General features: G+C 59.4%; 15 protein-coding genes. 4 read left to right on the top strand and 11 right to left on the bottom strand.

Annotated features, from left to right (window positions below):
• Positions 1 to 10: 10 nt before the first annotated feature.
• Positions 11 to 1,168 (top strand): Gfo/Idh/MocA family protein, encoded by a 1,158-nt coding sequence (locus INHI_RS0112270; RefSeq protein ID WP_027247823.1) that lies wholly within the window; start codon positions 11 to 13, stop codon positions 1,166 to 1,168.
• Between the two features lie 62 nt (positions 1,169 to 1,230).
• Here the strand turns inward: INHI_RS0112270 and INHI_RS0112265 are convergent, their stop codons facing one another.
• Positions 1,231 to 2,232, bottom strand: coding sequence for a LacI family DNA-binding transcriptional regulator (locus INHI_RS0112265; RefSeq protein WP_027247822.1), 1,002 nt, complete (start codon positions 2,230 to 2,232; stop codon positions 1,231 to 1,233).
• Between the two features lie 225 nt (positions 2,233 to 2,457).
• On the opposite strand from INHI_RS0112265, the gene INHI_RS0112260 reads away from it, so the two are divergent.
• The 3 genes from INHI_RS0112260 (at position 2,458) to INHI_RS0112250 (ending at position 5,379) form a co-directional block, all read left to right on the top strand.
• Positions 2,458 to 3,408, top strand: coding sequence for a sugar ABC transporter substrate-binding protein (locus INHI_RS0112260; RefSeq protein WP_027247821.1), 951 nt, complete (start codon positions 2,458 to 2,460; stop codon positions 3,406 to 3,408).
• A 62-nt stretch (positions 3,409 to 3,470) separates the two neighbouring features.
• Positions 3,471 to 4,592: an ABC transporter permease gene (locus INHI_RS0112255; protein WP_014873820.1), complete on the top strand. Its 1,122-nt coding sequence runs from the start codon at positions 3,471 to 3,473 to the stop codon at positions 4,590 to 4,592.
• A gap of 1 nt (position 4,593) precedes the next feature.
• The gene (locus tag INHI_RS0112250; RefSeq protein WP_027247820.1) at positions 4,594 to 5,379 is read left to right on the top strand and encodes an ATP-binding cassette domain-containing protein; all 786 of its coding nucleotides are present in this window, start codon (positions 4,594 to 4,596) and stop codon (positions 5,377 to 5,379) included.
• 58 nt (positions 5,380 to 5,437) lie between these two features.
• On the opposite strand, the gene INHI_RS0112245 is transcribed toward INHI_RS0112250, so the two are convergent.
• The 10 genes from INHI_RS0112245 to INHI_RS0112200 form a co-directional block, all read right to left on the bottom strand.
• Entirely contained in the window at positions 5,438 to 7,357 is a 1,920-nt protein-coding gene (locus INHI_RS0112245) for a beta-galactosidase (protein WP_027247819.1), read from the bottom strand.
• An 8-nt stretch (positions 7,358 to 7,365) separates the two neighbouring features.
• Entirely contained in the window at positions 7,366 to 8,238 is an 873-nt protein-coding gene (locus INHI_RS0112240; RefSeq protein WP_036767047.1) for an SMP-30/gluconolactonase/LRE family protein, read from the bottom strand.
• Positions 8,228 to 8,839 carry a 2-dehydro-3-deoxy-6-phosphogalactonate aldolase gene (locus INHI_RS0112235; protein WP_027247817.1) on the bottom strand — a complete coding sequence of 204 codons (612 nt, stop codon included), beginning with the start codon at positions 8,837 to 8,839 and terminating at the stop codon, positions 8,228 to 8,230. Before INHI_RS0112235 ends, INHI_RS0112240 begins: the two co-directional genes overlap by 11 nt.
• Positions 8,836 to 9,813 carry a 2-dehydro-3-deoxygalactonokinase gene (locus INHI_RS0112230; protein WP_036767045.1) on the bottom strand — a complete coding sequence of 326 codons (978 nt, stop codon included), beginning with the start codon at positions 9,811 to 9,813 and terminating at the stop codon, positions 8,836 to 8,838. The genes INHI_RS0112235 and INHI_RS0112230 overlap by 4 nt, the downstream gene beginning before the upstream one ends.
• Entirely contained in the window at positions 9,810 to 10,580 is a 771-nt protein-coding gene (locus tag INHI_RS0112225) for an SDR family NAD(P)-dependent oxidoreductase (protein WP_027247815.1), read from the bottom strand. Before INHI_RS0112225 ends, INHI_RS0112230 begins: the two co-directional genes overlap by 4 nt.
• Positions 10,580 to 12,295: an IlvD/Edd family dehydratase gene (locus INHI_RS0112220; protein WP_014879348.1), complete on the bottom strand. Its 1,716-nt coding sequence runs from the start codon at positions 12,293 to 12,295 to the stop codon at positions 10,580 to 10,582. Before INHI_RS0112220 ends, INHI_RS0112225 begins: the two co-directional genes overlap by 1 nt.
• The gene (locus INHI_RS0112215; RefSeq protein WP_027247814.1) at positions 12,292 to 14,391 is read right to left on the bottom strand and encodes an alpha-galactosidase; all 2,100 of its coding nucleotides are present in this window, start codon (positions 14,389 to 14,391) and stop codon (positions 12,292 to 12,294) included. The genes INHI_RS0112220 and INHI_RS0112215 overlap by 4 nt, the downstream gene beginning before the upstream one ends.
• Complete coding sequence (locus tag INHI_RS0112210; protein WP_014873829.1) at positions 14,388 to 15,236, bottom strand: carbohydrate ABC transporter permease; 849 nt, start codon at positions 15,234 to 15,236, stop codon at positions 14,388 to 14,390. Before INHI_RS0112210 ends, INHI_RS0112215 begins: the two co-directional genes overlap by 4 nt.
• Positions 15,236 to 16,174 carry a carbohydrate ABC transporter permease gene (locus INHI_RS0112205; RefSeq protein ID WP_173677688.1) on the bottom strand — a complete coding sequence of 313 codons (939 nt, stop codon included), beginning with the start codon at positions 16,172 to 16,174 and terminating at the stop codon, positions 15,236 to 15,238. Before INHI_RS0112205 ends, INHI_RS0112210 begins: the two co-directional genes overlap by 1 nt.
• Positions 16,175 to 16,333: 159 nt before the next feature.
• A complete protein-coding gene (locus INHI_RS0112200; RefSeq protein WP_014873831.1) occupies positions 16,334 to 17,584 on the bottom strand; it encodes an ABC transporter substrate-binding protein in 1,251 nt (416 codons plus the stop codon).
• Positions 17,585 to 17,641 lie beyond the last annotated feature (57 nt).

Raw genomic sequence — 17,641 nt, 5'->3', positions numbered from 1 at the left:
GAGCGGCACCATGACAAAATTGAAATGGGGGATGATCGGTGGCGGCGAAGGCAGCCAGATCGGGCCGGCTCACCGTCTGGGCGCGGGGCTGGATGGTGCCTTCGATTTCGCGGCAGGGGCCTTGGATCACCGTCCAGAAGAGGGACGCGCCTATGGTCAGCGGCTGGGGCTTGCGGCGGATCGCGCCTATGGCGACTGGCAGGAGATGCTGGAGGGCGAACGCGATCGCGACGACCGGGTTGATCTGGTGACTGTGGCGACTCCCAATGCCACGCATTTTGAGATTACCAAAAACTTTCTTGAGGCGGGTTTTCATGTGCTGTGTGAAAAGCCGATGACCATGACCATTGAGGAAGGCGAGGAAATCGTCAAAATCGCCAAGGCACAGGGAAAGATCTGCGCCGTGAATTATGGCTATTCCGGATATTCTCTGGTCCGTCATATGAAGGCGATGGTCGCGCGCGGTGATCTTGGTAAAATCCGCCTCGTGAAGGCGGAATTTGCCCATGGGCATCATGCGGATGCTGCCGATGCGGATAATCCGCGGGTGCGCTGGCGCTATGATCCGGCGCAGGCCGGGGTCTCGGCCCAATTCGCGGATTGCGGCATTCACGCGCTGCATATGGCCAGTTTTGTCATTGGTCAGGAGCTGGAACGCCTGTCAGCAGATACAGTCAGCTGTATTGAAAGCCGGGTTCTGGAAGATGACGCCATGGTCAATATGCGCTTTGATGGCGGCACCGTCGGGCGGCTCTGGACCTCATCGGTGGCGATTGGACGCCAGCATGGGCTGACCTTGCAGGTATTCGGTGAAAAGGGCGGTCTGCGCTGGTCGCAGGAACAGCCGAACCAGCTCTATTGGATGCCGCTGGGAGAGCGCTTGCAAGTGATCGAACGTGGTGAAGCCAATCTCAGCCCAGAGGCTGATCGCACCAGTCGTGTGACCATCGGTCATGCAGAGGGGATGCCGCTGGCTTTTGCCAATATTTACAGTGATTTGGCAGAAGCGATTAGAGCCGAAAAAACGGGGCGTCCGATAGATCCCGCTGCGGACCTCTACCCGCGGGCAGAGGACGGGTTGCGCTCCATGGCGGCGGTTTTTGCGGTGGCTGAAAGCGGCGCGACAGACGGGGCTTGGGTGGATGCTCGCCCACCTATGTTTCGCTAGCTGAAGCGTTGGTTCGAGGGCAGGCGCCGGATTTCTGGCGCCTGTCTTCTTTGCCGGGTGGTTCAGGTCTTTTGCGGCCGCAGCGTTCCGCGCTCCACGACATGGCAGGGGAAAATGCGGGCTTCTGGATAGCGATCGGGTTCGTCCAGCATAGCCGCGACCAGCTCAATTGAGGAATTGACGATCTGCTCAATCGGCTGGTGAATAGTGGTGAGGTCAATATTTTCCCACCGCGCCATTTCCATGTCGTTGAGGCCGATAACGCCAACATCCTGCGGCACCTGCAGGCCCTGTTCACGGATCGCACTGAGCGCCCCGATCGACAAGACGTCATCACCGCAGAAATAGGCTTCTGCTGGGTCGTCTTGTAGCAGGCGGAGCATTTCGCGGCGGCCTGCCTCGAAAGAATAATCCTCCGCAAAACTATGCGTTGCAGTGATCTCTGGATGGGCCTCCATCTCGGATGTGAAACCCTTGCAACGATCCTGAGTTGAGGTTGCGCTTTGCGGGCCGCCCATGAAAGCGACCTTATTGTATCCACGGGCTACAAGTGTGCGTGCAGCCATGCGGCCGCATTCGACGTTGTCGATCCCCACAACATGTACCTGCGGTGTGGAAGATGAGCGGCCAAAACTGTGAACCACCGGCACGCCAGCATCGCGAAATGCCTTGGCAAAGCCTGGTGGGAGGGTAGATGAGGCTACGACGACACCATCCACGGAATACTGTCGCAACATCCGCACCGAGTTTTCCGGGTCCGTTTCATCGGAGAGATTTACCAGCAGTGGTCGCAGGCCGCGATCCTGCAAGCGGCGTGTAAACCGGTCGAAGACCTCAAGGAAAATCGGGTTGTGAAAGTTGTTGGAGACAAGGCCAATCAGTTTGGTGCGTCCGGTTGTCAGAGAGGAGGCCAATGCGTTCGGACTGTAGCCAAGTTCCTGCGCGGCCTTCTCGACCTTGCGCCGCATCTTTTCGGAGACGGATGCGCCATCGGTGAATGTGCGCGACACCGCTGATCGTGAGACCTGCGCCCGTTCTGCCACCTCTTTTAACGTTACAGCCATTCCTGGTCTTCCTCTTGTCCGGGCCATCGGGGGCCCATCCACCTGTGCAACCGGCTGCGCACCGGATCAGAGTATCTATCGCGGATCCAATTCGAGTTCAGCAGAAAAAATGCTGCCACAAATTGCAACCGGTTGCAAAAAAAATCGATTCGTGGTTATTCTGATCCCCGACGCGAATGGGACCGCCCGGACGCGATCGTGACGGTAAAACTTTGGGAGGAAAGAATGACGTCAATCTTCAAGACATTTATGCTCGCAACAACGGTTGCAGCGGCGCCGATGATGCTGGCAACAGCAGCCTCTGCCGAGGGTGAAAAATATATCCTCGTCAGCCACGCCCCCGACAGCGACAGCTGGTGGAACACCATCAAGAACGGGATCGCCCTGGCGGGCGAGCAGATGAACGTGGAGGTGGAGTACCGCAACCCGCCGACTGGTGACCTCGCCGATATGGCGCGGATCATTGAGCAGGCCGCGGCCTCAGGGCCCAACGGCATCATCACAACCCTGTCCGACTATGATGTGCTGTCCGGCCCGATCAAAGCGGCTGTGGACAGCGGCGTGGATGTGATCATCATGAATTCCGGCACCCCGGATCAGGCCCGCGAAGTCGGCGCCCTGATGTATGTTGGTCAGCCAGAATATGACGCAGGCCATGCGGCGGGTATGCGCGCCAAAGCGGACGGCGTCGGCAGCTTTCTTTGCGTGAACCACTACATCAGTTCGCCCTCGTCGACAGAACGCTGTCAGGGCTTTGCCGACGGGCTGGGTGTGGATCTCGGCGATCAGATGATCGACAGCGGGCAGGATCCGGCGGAAATCAAGAACCGCGTTCTGGCCTATCTCAACACCAACCCGGAAACTGATGCGATTCTGACACTCGGCCCGACTTCGGCGGATCCGACCCTGCTGGCGCTGGAAGAAAACGGCATGGCTGGCGACATCTATTTCGGCACCTTCGATCTGGGTGAGGAAATCGTCAAAGGTCTGAAAGCCGGTGTCATCAACTGGGGTATCGATCAGCAGCCCTTCCTGCAGGCCTATCTGCCAGTTGTGGTTCTGACCAATTACCACCGCTACGGCGTGCTGCCCGGCAACAACATCAACTCTGGCCCTGGTTTTGTGACCAAGGACGGCCTGGAAAAGGTCGAAGAGTTCGCGGGCGAGTACCGGTAATCATCTCCCCAAGTGCGGGCGGCTGAAACACATCGGCCGCCCCTTATTTCAGAGAGAGCACAATGTCTGACGCACCTACCCAATTTGCGGAAGACGAGCGGATCAAAACCCGTTCGAAATTCCGCGAAGCCATGATCCGACCCGAATTGGGCGGCATAATCGGCACCATCACCGTATTCGCGATGTTCCTTATTTTTGCCGGTGACAGCGGCATGTTCAACAGTCAGGGCGTGATGAACTGGAGTCAGATCTCCGCCCAGTTCATGATCATTGCGGTCGGGGCCTGCCTGCTGATGATCGCGGGCGAATTCGACCTGTCTGTCGGCTCAATGATTGGCTTTGCGGGTATGTTGATCGCCATTTTCAGCGTAACGCTGGGCTGGCCGGTCTGGTTGGCTATTCTGGTGACCTTTGCAATCGCGACGGCCATCGGTGCGTTGAATGGATTTATCGTGGTGCGCACGGGTTTGCCCAGTTTCATCGTGACACTGGCGTTTCTCTTCATTCTGCGTGGCTTTGCTATCTACCTGCCGCAAACCATTGAACGTAAAACCATTATCGGTGGTGTGGCTGACGCAGCCGAAGGTGATTGGTTGGCGGCGCTGTTTGGGGGTAAAATTCTGACCGGCCTGTTTCAGTGGTTTGGCGACAACGGCTGGATTGCTGTTTTTGAACGCGGTACCCGGAAGGGGCAGCCGGTGGTCGAGGGTCTGCCGATGCTCATCGTCTGGGCTATCCTGCTGGTGATCATCGGTCATGTGATCCTGACCAAAACACGGTTTGGCAACTGGATATTTGCGGCGGGTGGTGACGCTGAGGCCGCGCGCAACTCCGGGGTGCCTGTTAACCGCGTGAAAATCCTGATGTTCATGTTCACGGCTTTTTGCGCAACCGTCTTTGCAACCTGCCAGGTGATGGAGTTTGGCGGCGCCGGGTCGGATCGCGGCTTGCTGAAAGAATTTGAGGCCATCATTGCGGTGGTGATTGGTGGCGCGCTCCTAACCGGTGGCTATGGCTCGGTTCTGGGTGCCGCGCTAGGCGCGCTGATCTTTGGCGTGGTGCAGCAGGGATTGTTCTTTGCCGGGGTCGAGAGTTCCCTGTTCCGGGTGTTCCTCGGACTGATCCTGCTGTTTGCGGTCATCCTCAACACCTATATTCGCCGCGTCATTACAGGGGAGCGCTGATATGTCCATGTCTCAACCCTTGATCCGGATGCAGGGCATCGAGAAGCATTTTGGCAGTGTGATCGCGCTGGCGGGTGTCTCGGTTGATGTGTTCCCGGGGGAATGCCACTGCCTGCTTGGCGACAATGGCGCCGGAAAATCTACCTTCATCAAAACCATGTCGGGGGTGCATAAACCCACCAAGGGCGACATTCTGTTTGAAGGTCAGCCGCTCCATTTTGCGGATCCTCGTGATGCGATTGCCGCAGGGATTGCCACGGTGCATCAGCATCTCGCGATGATCCCGCTGATGTCAGTCAGCCGCAATTTCTTCATGGGGAATGAGCCGATCCGCAAGATCGGCCCGTTGAAGCTGTTCGACCATGACTACGCCAATCGCATCACTATGGAAGAGATGCGCAAGATGGGCATCAATCTGCGTGGGCCGGATCAGGCTGTTGGTACCCTGTCGGGGGGGGAGCGTCAGACCGTAGCCATCGCCCGCGCGGTGCATTTCGGCGCCAAGGTGCTGATCCTGGATGAGCCGACATCGGCGCTGGGTGTACGTCAGACCGCCAATGTGCTCGCCACCATCGACAAGGTGCGCAGGCAGGGGGTGGCCGTGGTGTTCATCACCCACAATGTGCGTCATGCTCTTGCAGTTGGCGACCGGTTCACGGTTCTGAACCGGGGCAGGACCCTTGGGACTGCGCAGCGCGGTGACATCTCTGCCGAGGAACTGCAGGATATGATGGCAGGCGGGCAGGAACTGGCGACGCTTGAGGGAAGCCTTGGCGGTACGGTCTGAGGCCACAGAATATACATTGAAAAAATCCGCCGGGACGTAGGCTCCGGCGGATTTTGTTTTAGGCCTCTTCGCGCGCCTTGCGCAGAACTCCTGCAGGCGGGAGCGTGCCGACTTCTGTTTCTACCGGCTCGGCGAGGTGGTTGAACCAGAATTCCTCCGTCGCGGTCTGGCGCATACGTACACCCTCGGGCATTTTGCGGATGTTCACGCCCGCACGGGCGCAGAGCGTTGCGATCAAGTGGTCCAGGCCCAACGGATCCAGCCATCCGGCACAATAGACCTGATTGTCCGCAGCGACAGCGACAGCGTGCCCAGCTGAGGTTTCGATCAGAACACTGCCCTCGCCATCCAGTGTTTCCAGATAGCCGACAACTGCGCCGTCGCTGTTTGCGAGTGGCAGCGGCATATCCGGTCGGAGGCTTTCGACCGCTGCGACGACAATATCCAGCCCCTGCAGGGCAGGCGGTAGCGGCGAGGTTGGAATCCTGAAATCCTCATCCCGCGCAGCTGTTCGCGGACCATAGAGGCGCAGACCTGTCGCGTCGGCCAGTGCCCCACGCAGGTCATCCGGGAGGTGCACCAGACCGGGGGCAAGGATCAGCTCATATCCGGTGAAATCGGTTTGGGTCGGCGGGATGATGTCAACAGACAGACCCGCGCGACGCAGGGCTCGGTAGTGATCCAGCACGAGGTCGAAGTAACTCAGACCTTGACCATGTGGCTGCACCTGCCAGGCCCATTCTGCATCATAATCGAAGAGCAGCGCCACAGGAGCCTGCGATGGCGCAACCTCATCTGCGCCGACCAGTTCTTCGGCAACCTGACGGGCCTCAATCATGGCGGGGGTCTCTGCGCTATCGGGACGCAGCAATCCGGCATGGAGTTGCTCCTGCGCAAAAGGGGCCTGACGCCAGCGGAAATAGCACACTGCCTCCGCCCCATGGGCAAAGGCCTCCCAGGTCCAGAACCGCACCATGCCAGGTAGGGGAGCGGGATTGTAGGGCGCCCAGTTTACCGGGCCGGGCTGCTGTTCCATCACCCACCAACGCCCGCGCCCCACGGCACGGTAGAGGTCATGGTGAAAGGCCTGAAAATCCGGGTCACCCTGTCGCGCATACCGGCGCTGATCCTCGGCGCTAGCACCAACCCGGTCCTCAAGAAAGCCCAATGGGTAGCTGTCCCAGCTGGCGATCTCCAGATCCTCTCCGACCTTGTAGTGGTCAAAGTCGGTTACTCGTCCCATATAGTTATGCGCAATAGGCGCGTCGGAATGGGCGCGCAGGATCTCCACCTGATCGCGGTTGAAGCTGACAACCTGGTCCGATGAAAACCGCCTAAATGCCTGGACATGGGCAGGGTTTGGTTCGGTCACGGTGAGGTTCGGCAGACCGGTCTGGTCAAAGCGCTCATACTCCATCGACCAGAACACGTTCCCCCAGGCAGCGTTCAGCGCGCAAATGTCACCGTTGAAACGGACCTCAAGCCAGTGGGTGAAGGCGGCGGCTGCGGCCGGGGAGTAGCTGATCGTGGTGTCGTGGCAGCCGTATTCATTGTCCGTTTGCCATGCGGCGATGCGATCGCCGGGGCCGTAGCGTTCCGCTATCAGGGTGACGATCCGCCGGGCCTCTGCACGGTAGCCTGTATGGCTGAAACAATAGTGCCGACGCGAGCCAAAGCCGCGCGATCTGCCATCTGCATCGAGTGCAAACATATCCGGGTGGCGGTCCACCATCCACCGGGGCGGGGTGGCGGTGGGGGTGCCCAGCACCACTTTCAATCCCGCCGCGACCAATGTGTCGATGGCGCGATCCAGCCAGTCCCATTGCAGATCACCGGGGTTGGGTTCTATTCGTGACCAGGAGAACTCGCCAATGCGGACCCAGGTCAGCCCCGCCGCGACCATGCGCGCGGCGTCCTCCTGCCAGATGTCTTCCGGCCAATGTTCTGGATAGTAGCAGGTGCCAAGTGTGCGCTGCATGAAAGTCCTCAGAGAATGACGCGATGTTCGCGCTGGCCTTTGGCCGTCGTTTGAATGCTGTAGGTCTTGCCCGCTGCCGGATCATCTAACCCGTCTGCGGCGGTGGTGATGAACAGGTATGACAGGGACTCCCCACCAAGTGCGGGGCAGGAGGCCTGCGCGGTTGGGACCGAATAGATCTCTGTCAGCTCCCCCGTTGGGGTGTAGACGGCAACACGGCTTGCCCCCCATTGCGCGTTCCAGAACCGGCCTTCTGCGTCGACAATGGCGCCATCGGGGCCGAAATCTTCGCCGCTGAGATCAATAAATACTGATGGCGCGCCAATCGGCCATCCGTCTTCGGCGGCAAGCGGCTGACGCATGATCTTGCCAGTCTTGGTGTCGGTGAAATAGGCGCATGATTTGTCCGGGGCAAAACAGATCGCATTGGTGATGGTCTGGTTCGCAACCAGCTGGCGCAGCTCGCCCCGATAGTAGCGGTAGATCGCGCCGAGGCCGAACTCCGCATTGTAGCCCATTGTCCCGATCCAGAAGCCGCCCCAGGGATCTGCCCGGCCATCGTTCGAGCGCGTCAGGGGCTGATCCGCCTCCAGATCTATCAGATGGGTCCGCGCGCCACTTTCGATATCAAACCGCCAAAGCGCTCGGGCGCTCGCCATGATCAGGGTCGTCTCATCGACCCAACCGGCGGCGGACACGCAGCCATCAAATTGCCAGATGATCTCCTTGCCCCCAGCAACGCTGAGCAGCCGCTTTTCGAGGATATCAAACCAGAACAATTGCCTGCGGGTTGGGTGCCACAGCGGTCCTTCGCCAAGGGTGCAGCGGGTTTCGCTGAAGACCTGCGCCACCGCCGAGTGGATTGTCGGTTCACTTGCCATCAAAGGCCTCGTCATAGGCGGCAACGGTTTCTGCGGCGAGGCGGGCGACATCTTCGACCGTGCGGCCGGGTTTGTAGAGAGAGGACCCGATGCCAAAACCGGTAATGCCCGCCTTTTGCCAATCGGCAAAATCCGCAGGCCCGACACCGCCAACTGCGTAGGTTTCAGCATCAGCGGGCAGGACCGCTTTCAGCGCAGAAAAACCGTCCAGCCCCAGTTTGAAGGCAGGGAAGAACTTCAGACCATCAGCCCCGGCTCGGAGAGCCGAAAAACACTCTGATGCGGTGAAAACCCCCGGATAGGACAACATGCCTGCGGCTTTGGCAGCGCGGATCACATCCGGATTGCAGTCAGGCGAGACCACCATCTGTGCCCCCATGGCTGAGAGCTGAGCAACCGCAACGGTGTTGAGCACAGTGCCAGCACCGACTGTGGCGCGCCCCTTCGCCTGATCCAGCATGGCGGCGATGCTGTCATAAGGATGAGGAGAGTTCAGCGGCACTTCGATCTTGGTGATACCTGCAGCGATCAGGGCGTCGGTCATGGCGCGTGCCTCTTCGGGACGCAGACCGCGCAGGATGGCGATGATATTTCGGCTCATGGGGTTCGGCTCTTTTGCAATTGGTCATAGGCGGCGCAGAGGCCGGAAAGGGTCAGGGTTTCGGCATCAACGCGCTGGGGTGTACACCCCAGCGCGGATAGGGCTGTTTCATAGCAGCGGGCCAGTGTGTCGGTGCCCAGGATGGTGACGGATTTGTGTGACCAGTAATTTTCAGTCGCGGCAAGCTCGGCCCCGATCAACAGACCCGAGAGACGTGCCCTGCCGGTTTCTGGCCGCTGGCCGGAAAGCAACGCATCTGCGCGCAGACGAAACAGCTGTGCCGCGATCCCTGCCGGAGCTGCGAGAGTCTCGGTGATGGCCTGCGTAAAAGCGGTGTCATCCCAACCTTCCTCAGACACGCAGTGTTTCAGCACGGATTGCCCGCGAAGAAGGGCAAACATCTCGCCGGTCATGAAGGTCGAGAAGCTGATGACCCGGCCTTGATCCAGTTTGGCCCATTTGCTGTGGGTGCCGGGCAGGCAAATGACCTGAGGCCCGGTCTGATTGCTGTCTTGTGCGAGGTACCCCGCAATCTGGGTTTCTTCCCCGCGCATCACATCCGCCGGATCGGTCGTCTTGATGCCGGGCAGCAGGTAAACGGTCAGGCGTTTGTCCTGTATCACCGGTGGGGTTGCCTCGGCTATTCCCGGCGGGGGGCAGGGCGCGGTGGCATAAGGGGCCTCTGCCCAACCCTGACGGGATCCCGCCATCCCGCAGCAGATGACTGGGATTGGATCGGTATCGCTGTAGTCACTAGGTGTCAGATGACCACCAAGCAGGCCCAGCAGTGTCGGTTCATAGTCCTGCGGACGTAGACGCGACATGCCGCGGTCAGAGGTGATGCGGTCAATCACTTGATTTTGGGCATCCATCACCCACAGCCGCAGCTGGGTTGTTCCCCAATCCGCCGCTATCCATACAGGTGCAGATGTGTCTGGTGTCTTCTCAGGCAGGAGATCGGGCGGTGTTGTCATCCCGTCACCACAACCCCGCCGTCCACCACCAGAGTCTGGCCGGTAACCATGCGGCTTGTTGCAGAGGCCAAGAACAAGGTGGAGCCAACAATATCCTGAGGCGCCAGATGGTCCTTCAGGCACTGGCGTTCCAGATGGGCTGCAAGCGCCTCGGGCGTTGCCCATTGATCAAGCTGCTTATCCGTCAGCACCCACCCCGGCGCTAAGGCGTTGACCCTTATGCGATCTGGTCCGAACTCGCGTGCGAGGCTCCGGGTCATCCCGTTAATACCTGCATTTGCGGTGGTGTAGGCGGGGTAGCCGTTGTTGCCCATCATGTAGCTGATGGAGGTGAAGTTGATGATCGACCCGCCACCGGCAGCCTGCATCCCCGGCAATACGGCCTGACAGGCAAAGAAATAGGCTTTGAGGTTGATCGCCTGCGCCCAATCCCAAAACTCTTCGTCCACATCCAATGTGGCATGGCGCTGATCGTTGGCGGCGTTGTTCATCAGTGTGGTGATCGGGCCATGTGCCTCTGCTGCCTGCTTAATAGCCGCTTTCAGCGCCGGAATATCGGTGATGTCGCATTGAATGAACAGGGGGCGGTTGCCAGTCTCGGCTTCCATGCGGTCAACAAAGCCAGAGGCGTCAGAGCGTCCGACAAAGGCAACCCTTGCGCCCTGCCGCAGAAACCCTTCGCTCAGCGCGGCCCCGATGCCGGAACCGCCGCCTGTGATGAAAACTGATGCGCCCTTCAGGTCCGGAAAGATTGCAGTATCGCTCATCAGTGGCTCTCCCGTGTGACGGGGCGGGTATCTTTGCCCACGAGGAAATCAAGGTCAGCGCCTTTTTCAGCCTGAAGGACGCTGTCGACATAGAGTTTTGCATAGCCGCGCGTGTAATGCAGCGGCTCTGGCTGCCAGGCCTCCCGGCGCGCGGTCAGCTCTTCCTCCGAAACCAGAAGGTCAAGCGTGCCGTTCTTTGCACTGACCCGGATCCGGTCGCCGGTCTGCACCAGACCAAGGGGGCCGCCAGCCTGTGATTCTGGCGAGACATGCAGAATAACTGTCCCAAAGGCCGTACCGGACATGCGACCATCGGAAATGCGGATCATGTCACGCACGCCTTCGCGCACCAGTTTGCGGGGGATCGGCATATTACCGACCTCGGGCATGCCGGGATAGCCTTTGGGGCCGACGCCTTTCAGCACCAGAATGCTGTCTTTGGTCACCGGTAGATCGTCGCGGTCAATATTGGCTTTCATGTCCTCAATGGTCTCAAAAACATGGGCGACGCCTTCGTGCTCCAGCAGATGATCGGTCGCGGCTGAGGGTTTGACGATGGCCCCGTTGGGCGCAAGATTGCCGCGCAGAACACGCAGGCCCGCTGCCGGTTTGACGGGTTCATCAAAGCTCTTGATGACGTCGTCGTTGAAACATTCGGCACCCTCGGCATAGGCCAAGATATCGCCGCCCAGAACGGTGGTGTTGCTGCGCAGGTGCCCATTATCGGCAAGTTGCTTCAGCACGACAGGCATGCCGCCCGCATAGCAGAAATCTTCCATCAGATATTTGCCTGAGGGCATGCAGTTCACCAAGAGGGGGATGTCGCTGCCCAGATCAAAATCGTCCAGAGACAGTTCTGCACCAACGCGGCCAGCCAGCGCCAGAAGGTGGACAACCGCATTGGTGGAGCCGCCAACCGCTGCGTTGGCCATGATGGCGTTGACGAAGGCCTCGCGGGTCAGCACGTCGGACGGTTTGATATCCTCCTCTACCATCTCGACGATCCGCTTGCCGGTGAGATGCGCCAGCGCCATGCGACGGGCATCCACTGCGGGCAGGGCGGCGTTGGTGGGCAGGCTCATCCCCATCGCTTCGACGAGGGACGCCATAGTGGAGGCCGTGCCCATGGTCATGCACACGCCCTTGGACCGGCTCATGCCTGATTCTGCCGCCATGAAGTCCTGTAGCGTCATTTCCCCCGCGCGCACGGCTTCGGAAAACTTCCAGACATCTGTGCCGGAGCCGATATCTTTGCCCTGCCATTTGCCGTTCAACATCGGACCAGAGCTGACCACGATGGCAGGCAGATCGACCGAGGCCGCCCCCATCAGCTGGCCCGGTGTGGTCTTGTCACAGCCGCCGAGCAAGACAACACCATCGATGCCGTAGGCCCTGATCGACTCTTCCACATCCATCGCGAGGAGATTGCGGAACAACATTGCGGTCGGCTTCATCTGGGTTTCGCCCAGCGACATGACCGGGAATTCAACAGGAAAGCCGCCCGCTTCCCACACGCCGCGCTTCACCCCTTCGGCGAGATCGCGCAGGCCGGAGTTGCAGGGCGTCAGTTCGGACCATGTATTGCAAATCCCGATAATCGGGCGACCGTCAAAGGCATGGTCGGGAAAGCCCTGATTTTTCATCCAGCTGCGGTGGATAAATCCGTCTTTGTCCAGTTTGCCGTACCAGGCGCGATTTCGTCTGTCTTTGGTCATAGGCGTGTTCCTTCAATCACCCATATCGACTCCGGGAAGGTCCAGGGCAGGGTGATCCCTTGGTGCATCAGATATTGGCCGCTGAGACGGGCGGTTTCGGTTTTCAGGAGCGGCGAGCCACGCGACAGGCCGGGGGCATCGTCGCGGTTCAGCAGGCTGATTTCATACAGTGTACCCGGCTCCAGCCCGGTCAGGCGCAGAGGGCGGGGCAGGATCTGGGCACTGGCCGCGCTCAGCCCGGCGAAGGCGACGAACCGACTGCCATCCTCCGCGCGCTGCAACTCCGCAATGACCGCAGGATCGTCGCTGTCGAGCCGTAGAATATCCGCCCGCTCTGTCCAATGACGATTGCCTTTCCACCAGCGGGTAACCTGGCGCAGAACGTCTGCTTCCTCCTCGGTCAGCTCGCGCGGGTCCATTTCAAAGCCCATATGGCGCTGCGCCGCGACCCAGGCGCGCAGGCGGATGTCTGTCACCCGGCCAGAGGTGTGGCATTTTCGGGGGCCTACGTGGCTGCCGGTGACCACCATCGGCAGGAAAAGCGCGGCTTCATGCTGGATGCGCAATCGCTCAAGCGGGTCGTTGCTGTCAGAGAGCCAGACGCGGTGGGTGCGCGACAGGATGCCAAAGTCAATACGCCCGCCACCTGATGAACAACTTTCAAACTCCACCGTAGGGAAGTCTGCCCGCAGCCTGTCAAAGAGCACATAAATCGCCTCGGCCTGCGCGCTGTCTGGTTCCGGGAGGACGCGATTGTGATCCCATTTCACATAGTCGATGGGATGGTCGGCAAGTACGGCTGAGATGCGCTCGTAGAGATAGGCCTGAACCTCTGGCAGCGCGATATTCAGCACCATCTGCTGTCGGCCCAGGACCTGATCAGGATCGCCCAGAACCCAGTCAGGATGGGTGCGAAACAGATCGCTGTCCGGGTTGATCATTTCCGGTTCAAACCAGATGCCAAATGTCATGCCTTCTGCGTGGACGTGGTTGATCAGAGGCATCAGCCCATCGGGGTATTTGCGTCTGTCAATTGTCCAATCGCCGAGCGATGTGGTATCGTCATCCCGTCTGCCGAACCAGCCATCATCCAACACAAACCGCTCTGCCCCTAGTGCCGCAGCCCGGCTTGCAATATCGCAGAGCGTGGCGTGATCATGGTCGAAATATACCGCTTCCCAGCAGTTGTAATGCACCGGTCGCGGGCGCGCAGGTGTAGGGGGCTGCAGGATCTCGTCACGCAGATGACGCTGGAAGGCAATGGCGCAGCCATTGATCCCCTGATCCGAGAACACGGCATAAAGCGGTGCGGTTTCAAACTGGGTGCCGGGGCTGCGGCGGCTGCCTGTTGCATGCCCCCATTGGATCTGGCGACGCCCGTCGGGCAGTTCCTCTGCCAGCATTTTATGGCCACCAGACCAGCCGTAGTGAAAGGCATAGGTAGATCCTTGGCTGTTCGTGGCACCGGTGCAGGGCACGATCAGACCGGGGAAATGCTCATGCCCGGTGCGCCCTGTGGGGTTGTCCCTGAGGCGCGCGCCAACGCTCCAGGGCGTGCGGCTGGTCTGAAACTCTCCGATCCAGCGGCCGTGGAAGTCGATCATCTCGTGACTGTTCTGAGGTGCCGGAAAGACCGGTGCAGAGAGCCAGTTCACACTGACTGGCTGCTCTGACGTGAGAGAGGCCGTCGCGCGGATCATGCCTGTTGCGAGCGTCAGCTCGAACCGCGCGCGATAGCGCAGCCCGTTTTTCGCATCGTGATACAGAAGGGTGAGGGTCTGATCATCTTCCTCGGCACGTTCAAAGGTGAAGCGGGGCAACAGCGCCTCGCCTGCGCTGTTCGTCAGTGACAGGCCGGGCTGGCCGGGGAAGCTGCGGCGCGCCTCGGGGCAGATCGACAGCGGCGGCACGGCGTCCAGCATCCCCCCCGTCACATCCATGTGCGCGGCGGCAACAAGCATTTCCAGATCGGTGCCGTCGGGCAGGCGCGGCCCCCAGTAAATGACCTCCGCCAGATCAGTGCCATGGGCGGCGAGGATCAGGCTTTGCCTCTGATCGTGAAGTGTCCAACAGCGGATATCTCTCACCGTGCTCACTTCACGGCCCCCAGGGTCAGACCGGCGATAAAGTGGCGCTGCATCAGGAAGAACATTGCAACCGGCGGCAGGGCCGCGACGATGCTGCCTGCGCTCATCAGATGATAAGCCGCTCGGTATTGCGCGTTGAAAGAGGTGATGCCTGCTGTCACCGGCTGGCTCTCGGCGCCCTGAGTCAGGACAACCGCCCAGAAATAATCGTTCCAGATGAAGGTAAAGATCAGTACGCTCAGCGCCGCAATTGCGGGTTTCATCAGGGGCAGTACCACAAACCAGAAGATCCGCCATTCCGCGACTCCTTCGACGCGGGCGGCTTCGATCAGCTCAAAAGGCAGGGCGCGGATGAAGTTGCGCATGAAGAGCGTGCAAAACCCGGTCTGAAAGGCAATGTGGAACAGAACAAGGCCGGTTTTTGTGTTGTAGAGCCCCATGTCCAGCGTCAGATCGCGCACTGGCACCATCAGGATCTGGAATGGGACGAAGTTGCCAGCAACAAACATGAAGAACAGCAATAGGTTGCCGCGGAATTTATACACGCCAAGCGCAAAGCCCGTCATGCAGGACAGGGCTACTGCACCGATCACGGTCGGTACGGTGATCAGGACAGAGTTCAGCAGGTAGCGCGGCATGTCGGAGCCAAAGAAGACCCGGCCGTAATTGCTGAGCCCCTCAAAGGAGGAGGGCACCCCCCAGTAGTTCCCGGTGGTGAAATCGGCCTCTGGTTTGATCGAGAAGATGGCCACAGCGATCAGCGGCAGCAGCCACATGACAAGGGCCGCAGGGACCAGCGCCTGATAGGTTGTCTGCCACGCGCGCGAGCTGTTCTGGATGGGTTTCGGAAACATCAGCGGCCCCCTTTGTCGTCTTGGTACATGGACCACAGGAAATAGGCGATGAAGCAGAGCATGATCAGGAACAGCACCACGGCAATTGCGGCGCCATAGCCCATACGGAAGCCATATTCGGACAAGGCTTTTTCGAACATGTAGAACGACAGCACCCGGCTTGAGCCAAATGGGCCGCCGTTGGTCATGATTGAGATGAGGTCAAAACTGCGCAGCGCGCCGATGATGGTTACGACAAACGCCACGAAGGTCGCCGGACGCAACTGCGGGATGATCACATACCACAGCATCTTGGCGCCTTTTGCGCCATCCAGACGCGCCGCCTCGACCTGTTCGGGGTCAACCGCATTGAGGCCAGTGAGGTAGAGGATCATGCAATAGGCCGTCTGGGGCCAGAGGCCGGCAATGATAATGCCATAGGTCACCAGCGTCGGATCGCCCAGCACATTGATCGGACCAAGGCCGACCCAGGCCAACACCTGATTAAGGAGGCCGAATGTGGGGTCGTAAAACCAGCTGAAAACCAATCCTACAACCACTTGGCTGATCACAAACGGAAAGAAGAACAATGATTTGTAGAGGCGGATACCTGTCACGGTCTGATTGAGGAACAAGGCGATGAACAGGCCGGCCGGGATCGCCAGAAGATAGAGCAGAAGCCATTTGAGATTGTTCCAGAGAGACACCTCGAATGCGCGATCATCCATCAATTCCCGGTAATTTTCCATCCCGATGAACTGCGGATCCCCCAGACCATCCCAGCGGTAGAACGACAGGTTGAAGCTCTGCAAAATTGGGAAAATCACATAGAACAGAAAGAAGATCACCCCGGGCGCGAGGAACAGCCAAGGCGCAAGGGCCTGCCGGTTGCGCCTAAGCCAACTTTCACTGGCACCGGGTGAGGTGGCAGACGATCCGGTTTCTGGAGCGAGGTTCATCTCAGCCACGGGAAATCTCCCTTGTTGTCGTCAAAAATTTGGTTCGGTCACGGATCCCGACAGACGGACAGCGATATGTTGTCAGGGCGTCGCGAAATCGCGAGGGCGGCAAGGCCGACGACTGTCGGCCTCGCTGCTTTTGGGGGGAAATGACTGCACTCAGTAGACGCGCGCGCGTGCCTTCTCCAGTCGGTTCAGGATGTCATCTAGGTTGTCCGGGAACACCATGAACTCCTGGAACCCTTCCATAGCGACCGAGGCCATTTCGGCAGGCGCGTCGCGATCAAAGAACTGCGCAATGCCACCCGGGGAATTGGACGACAGCATCTCAAACCCCTGGTTCAGCATCTCGTCATCATCGACGGAGGAGCCGGAGTTGACCGGCAACTGACCCAGGGCTGCGCCGCCATTGATTTTGGTCTGATTGTCAGCTGACACGACGAAGCGCAGGAATGCCCGCGCAGCTTCCTTGTTCTGCGCACCGGAAGGAATATGGAAGGTGTCCGTCGGCGCGTCTTCTGCCAATTCAACATCGGGGTTGATGCTGGGGAACTGGTAGAAGTCCAGCTGATCGTTGCCCAGACCTGCCTCGCGTAGCGGCGCCACTGCAAAGTTGCCCATGAGATAGGCTGCGGCCTCCCCTTTAACCATAAACGGCAGGGCTTCCTGCCAGCTGTAGGACTGGTGGTTGTCGATGAAGGCCCCCATGTCGATCAGTTCGCGCCAGTTGGCGAAGGTCTGCTTCACGCGGTCATCGGTCCAGGCGACTTCGCCGTTGGTCAGCGCCATGTGGAAGTCATACCCATTCGTGCGCATGTTCAGGTAGTCAAACCAGCCGCCCGCGGTCCACAGGAACTTGGTGCCGATCGTGAAGCATTTGCGCCCCGAATCGAGGATCTTCTGGCAGTTCGACTTGAAGGTTTCCCAGTCCTTGGGCTCTTCAAGGCCGAGCTCATTGTAGATGTCTTCACGGTAGTAAACGCCCCACTGGTAGTAAGTGTAGGGTACGCCCCATTGCTTACCATCCAGCGTCATCGCGCCTTTCGTGGAGGCCAGCGCATCGGCGATTTCAGGCTCTGCCCATAGGTCGCTTATATCTTCGAAAAGACCTGCAGAGACGTAGGGCCGCATGCGGTTCGCGGCATACCAGTTGGCCACATCCGGCGGATTCGCCGACAGGAAGTTGCGGATTTGTGTCTTATAGGCTTCGCGGTCGATCACGGTCAGTTCGACTGACAGATCGGGGTGCATTGCGTCGAATTCCTCAGCCATTTGTTCCATCACTGCGCGGGGCGCAGGATTGGACATGTCCGAAAAAATCTTGAGCGTGCCACTCAATTCAGCCTGTGCCGCGGTGGCCAGGCCAAGGCTGAGAGCCAGACCCGCAACCGTTCCTTTCAAAGTCTTCATGACGTCCTCCCTGTTGACGTGGGTTCTTTGGTTTCATATAGTGGAACCAAATTCCAA

Source organism: Phaeobacter inhibens DSM 16374, assembly GCF_000473105.1.
In the GTDB taxonomy this organism is placed as follows: domain Bacteria; phylum Pseudomonadota; class Alphaproteobacteria; order Rhodobacterales; family Rhodobacteraceae; genus Phaeobacter; species Phaeobacter inhibens.
This window is presented reverse-complemented; position numbering and strand designations above follow the sequence as displayed.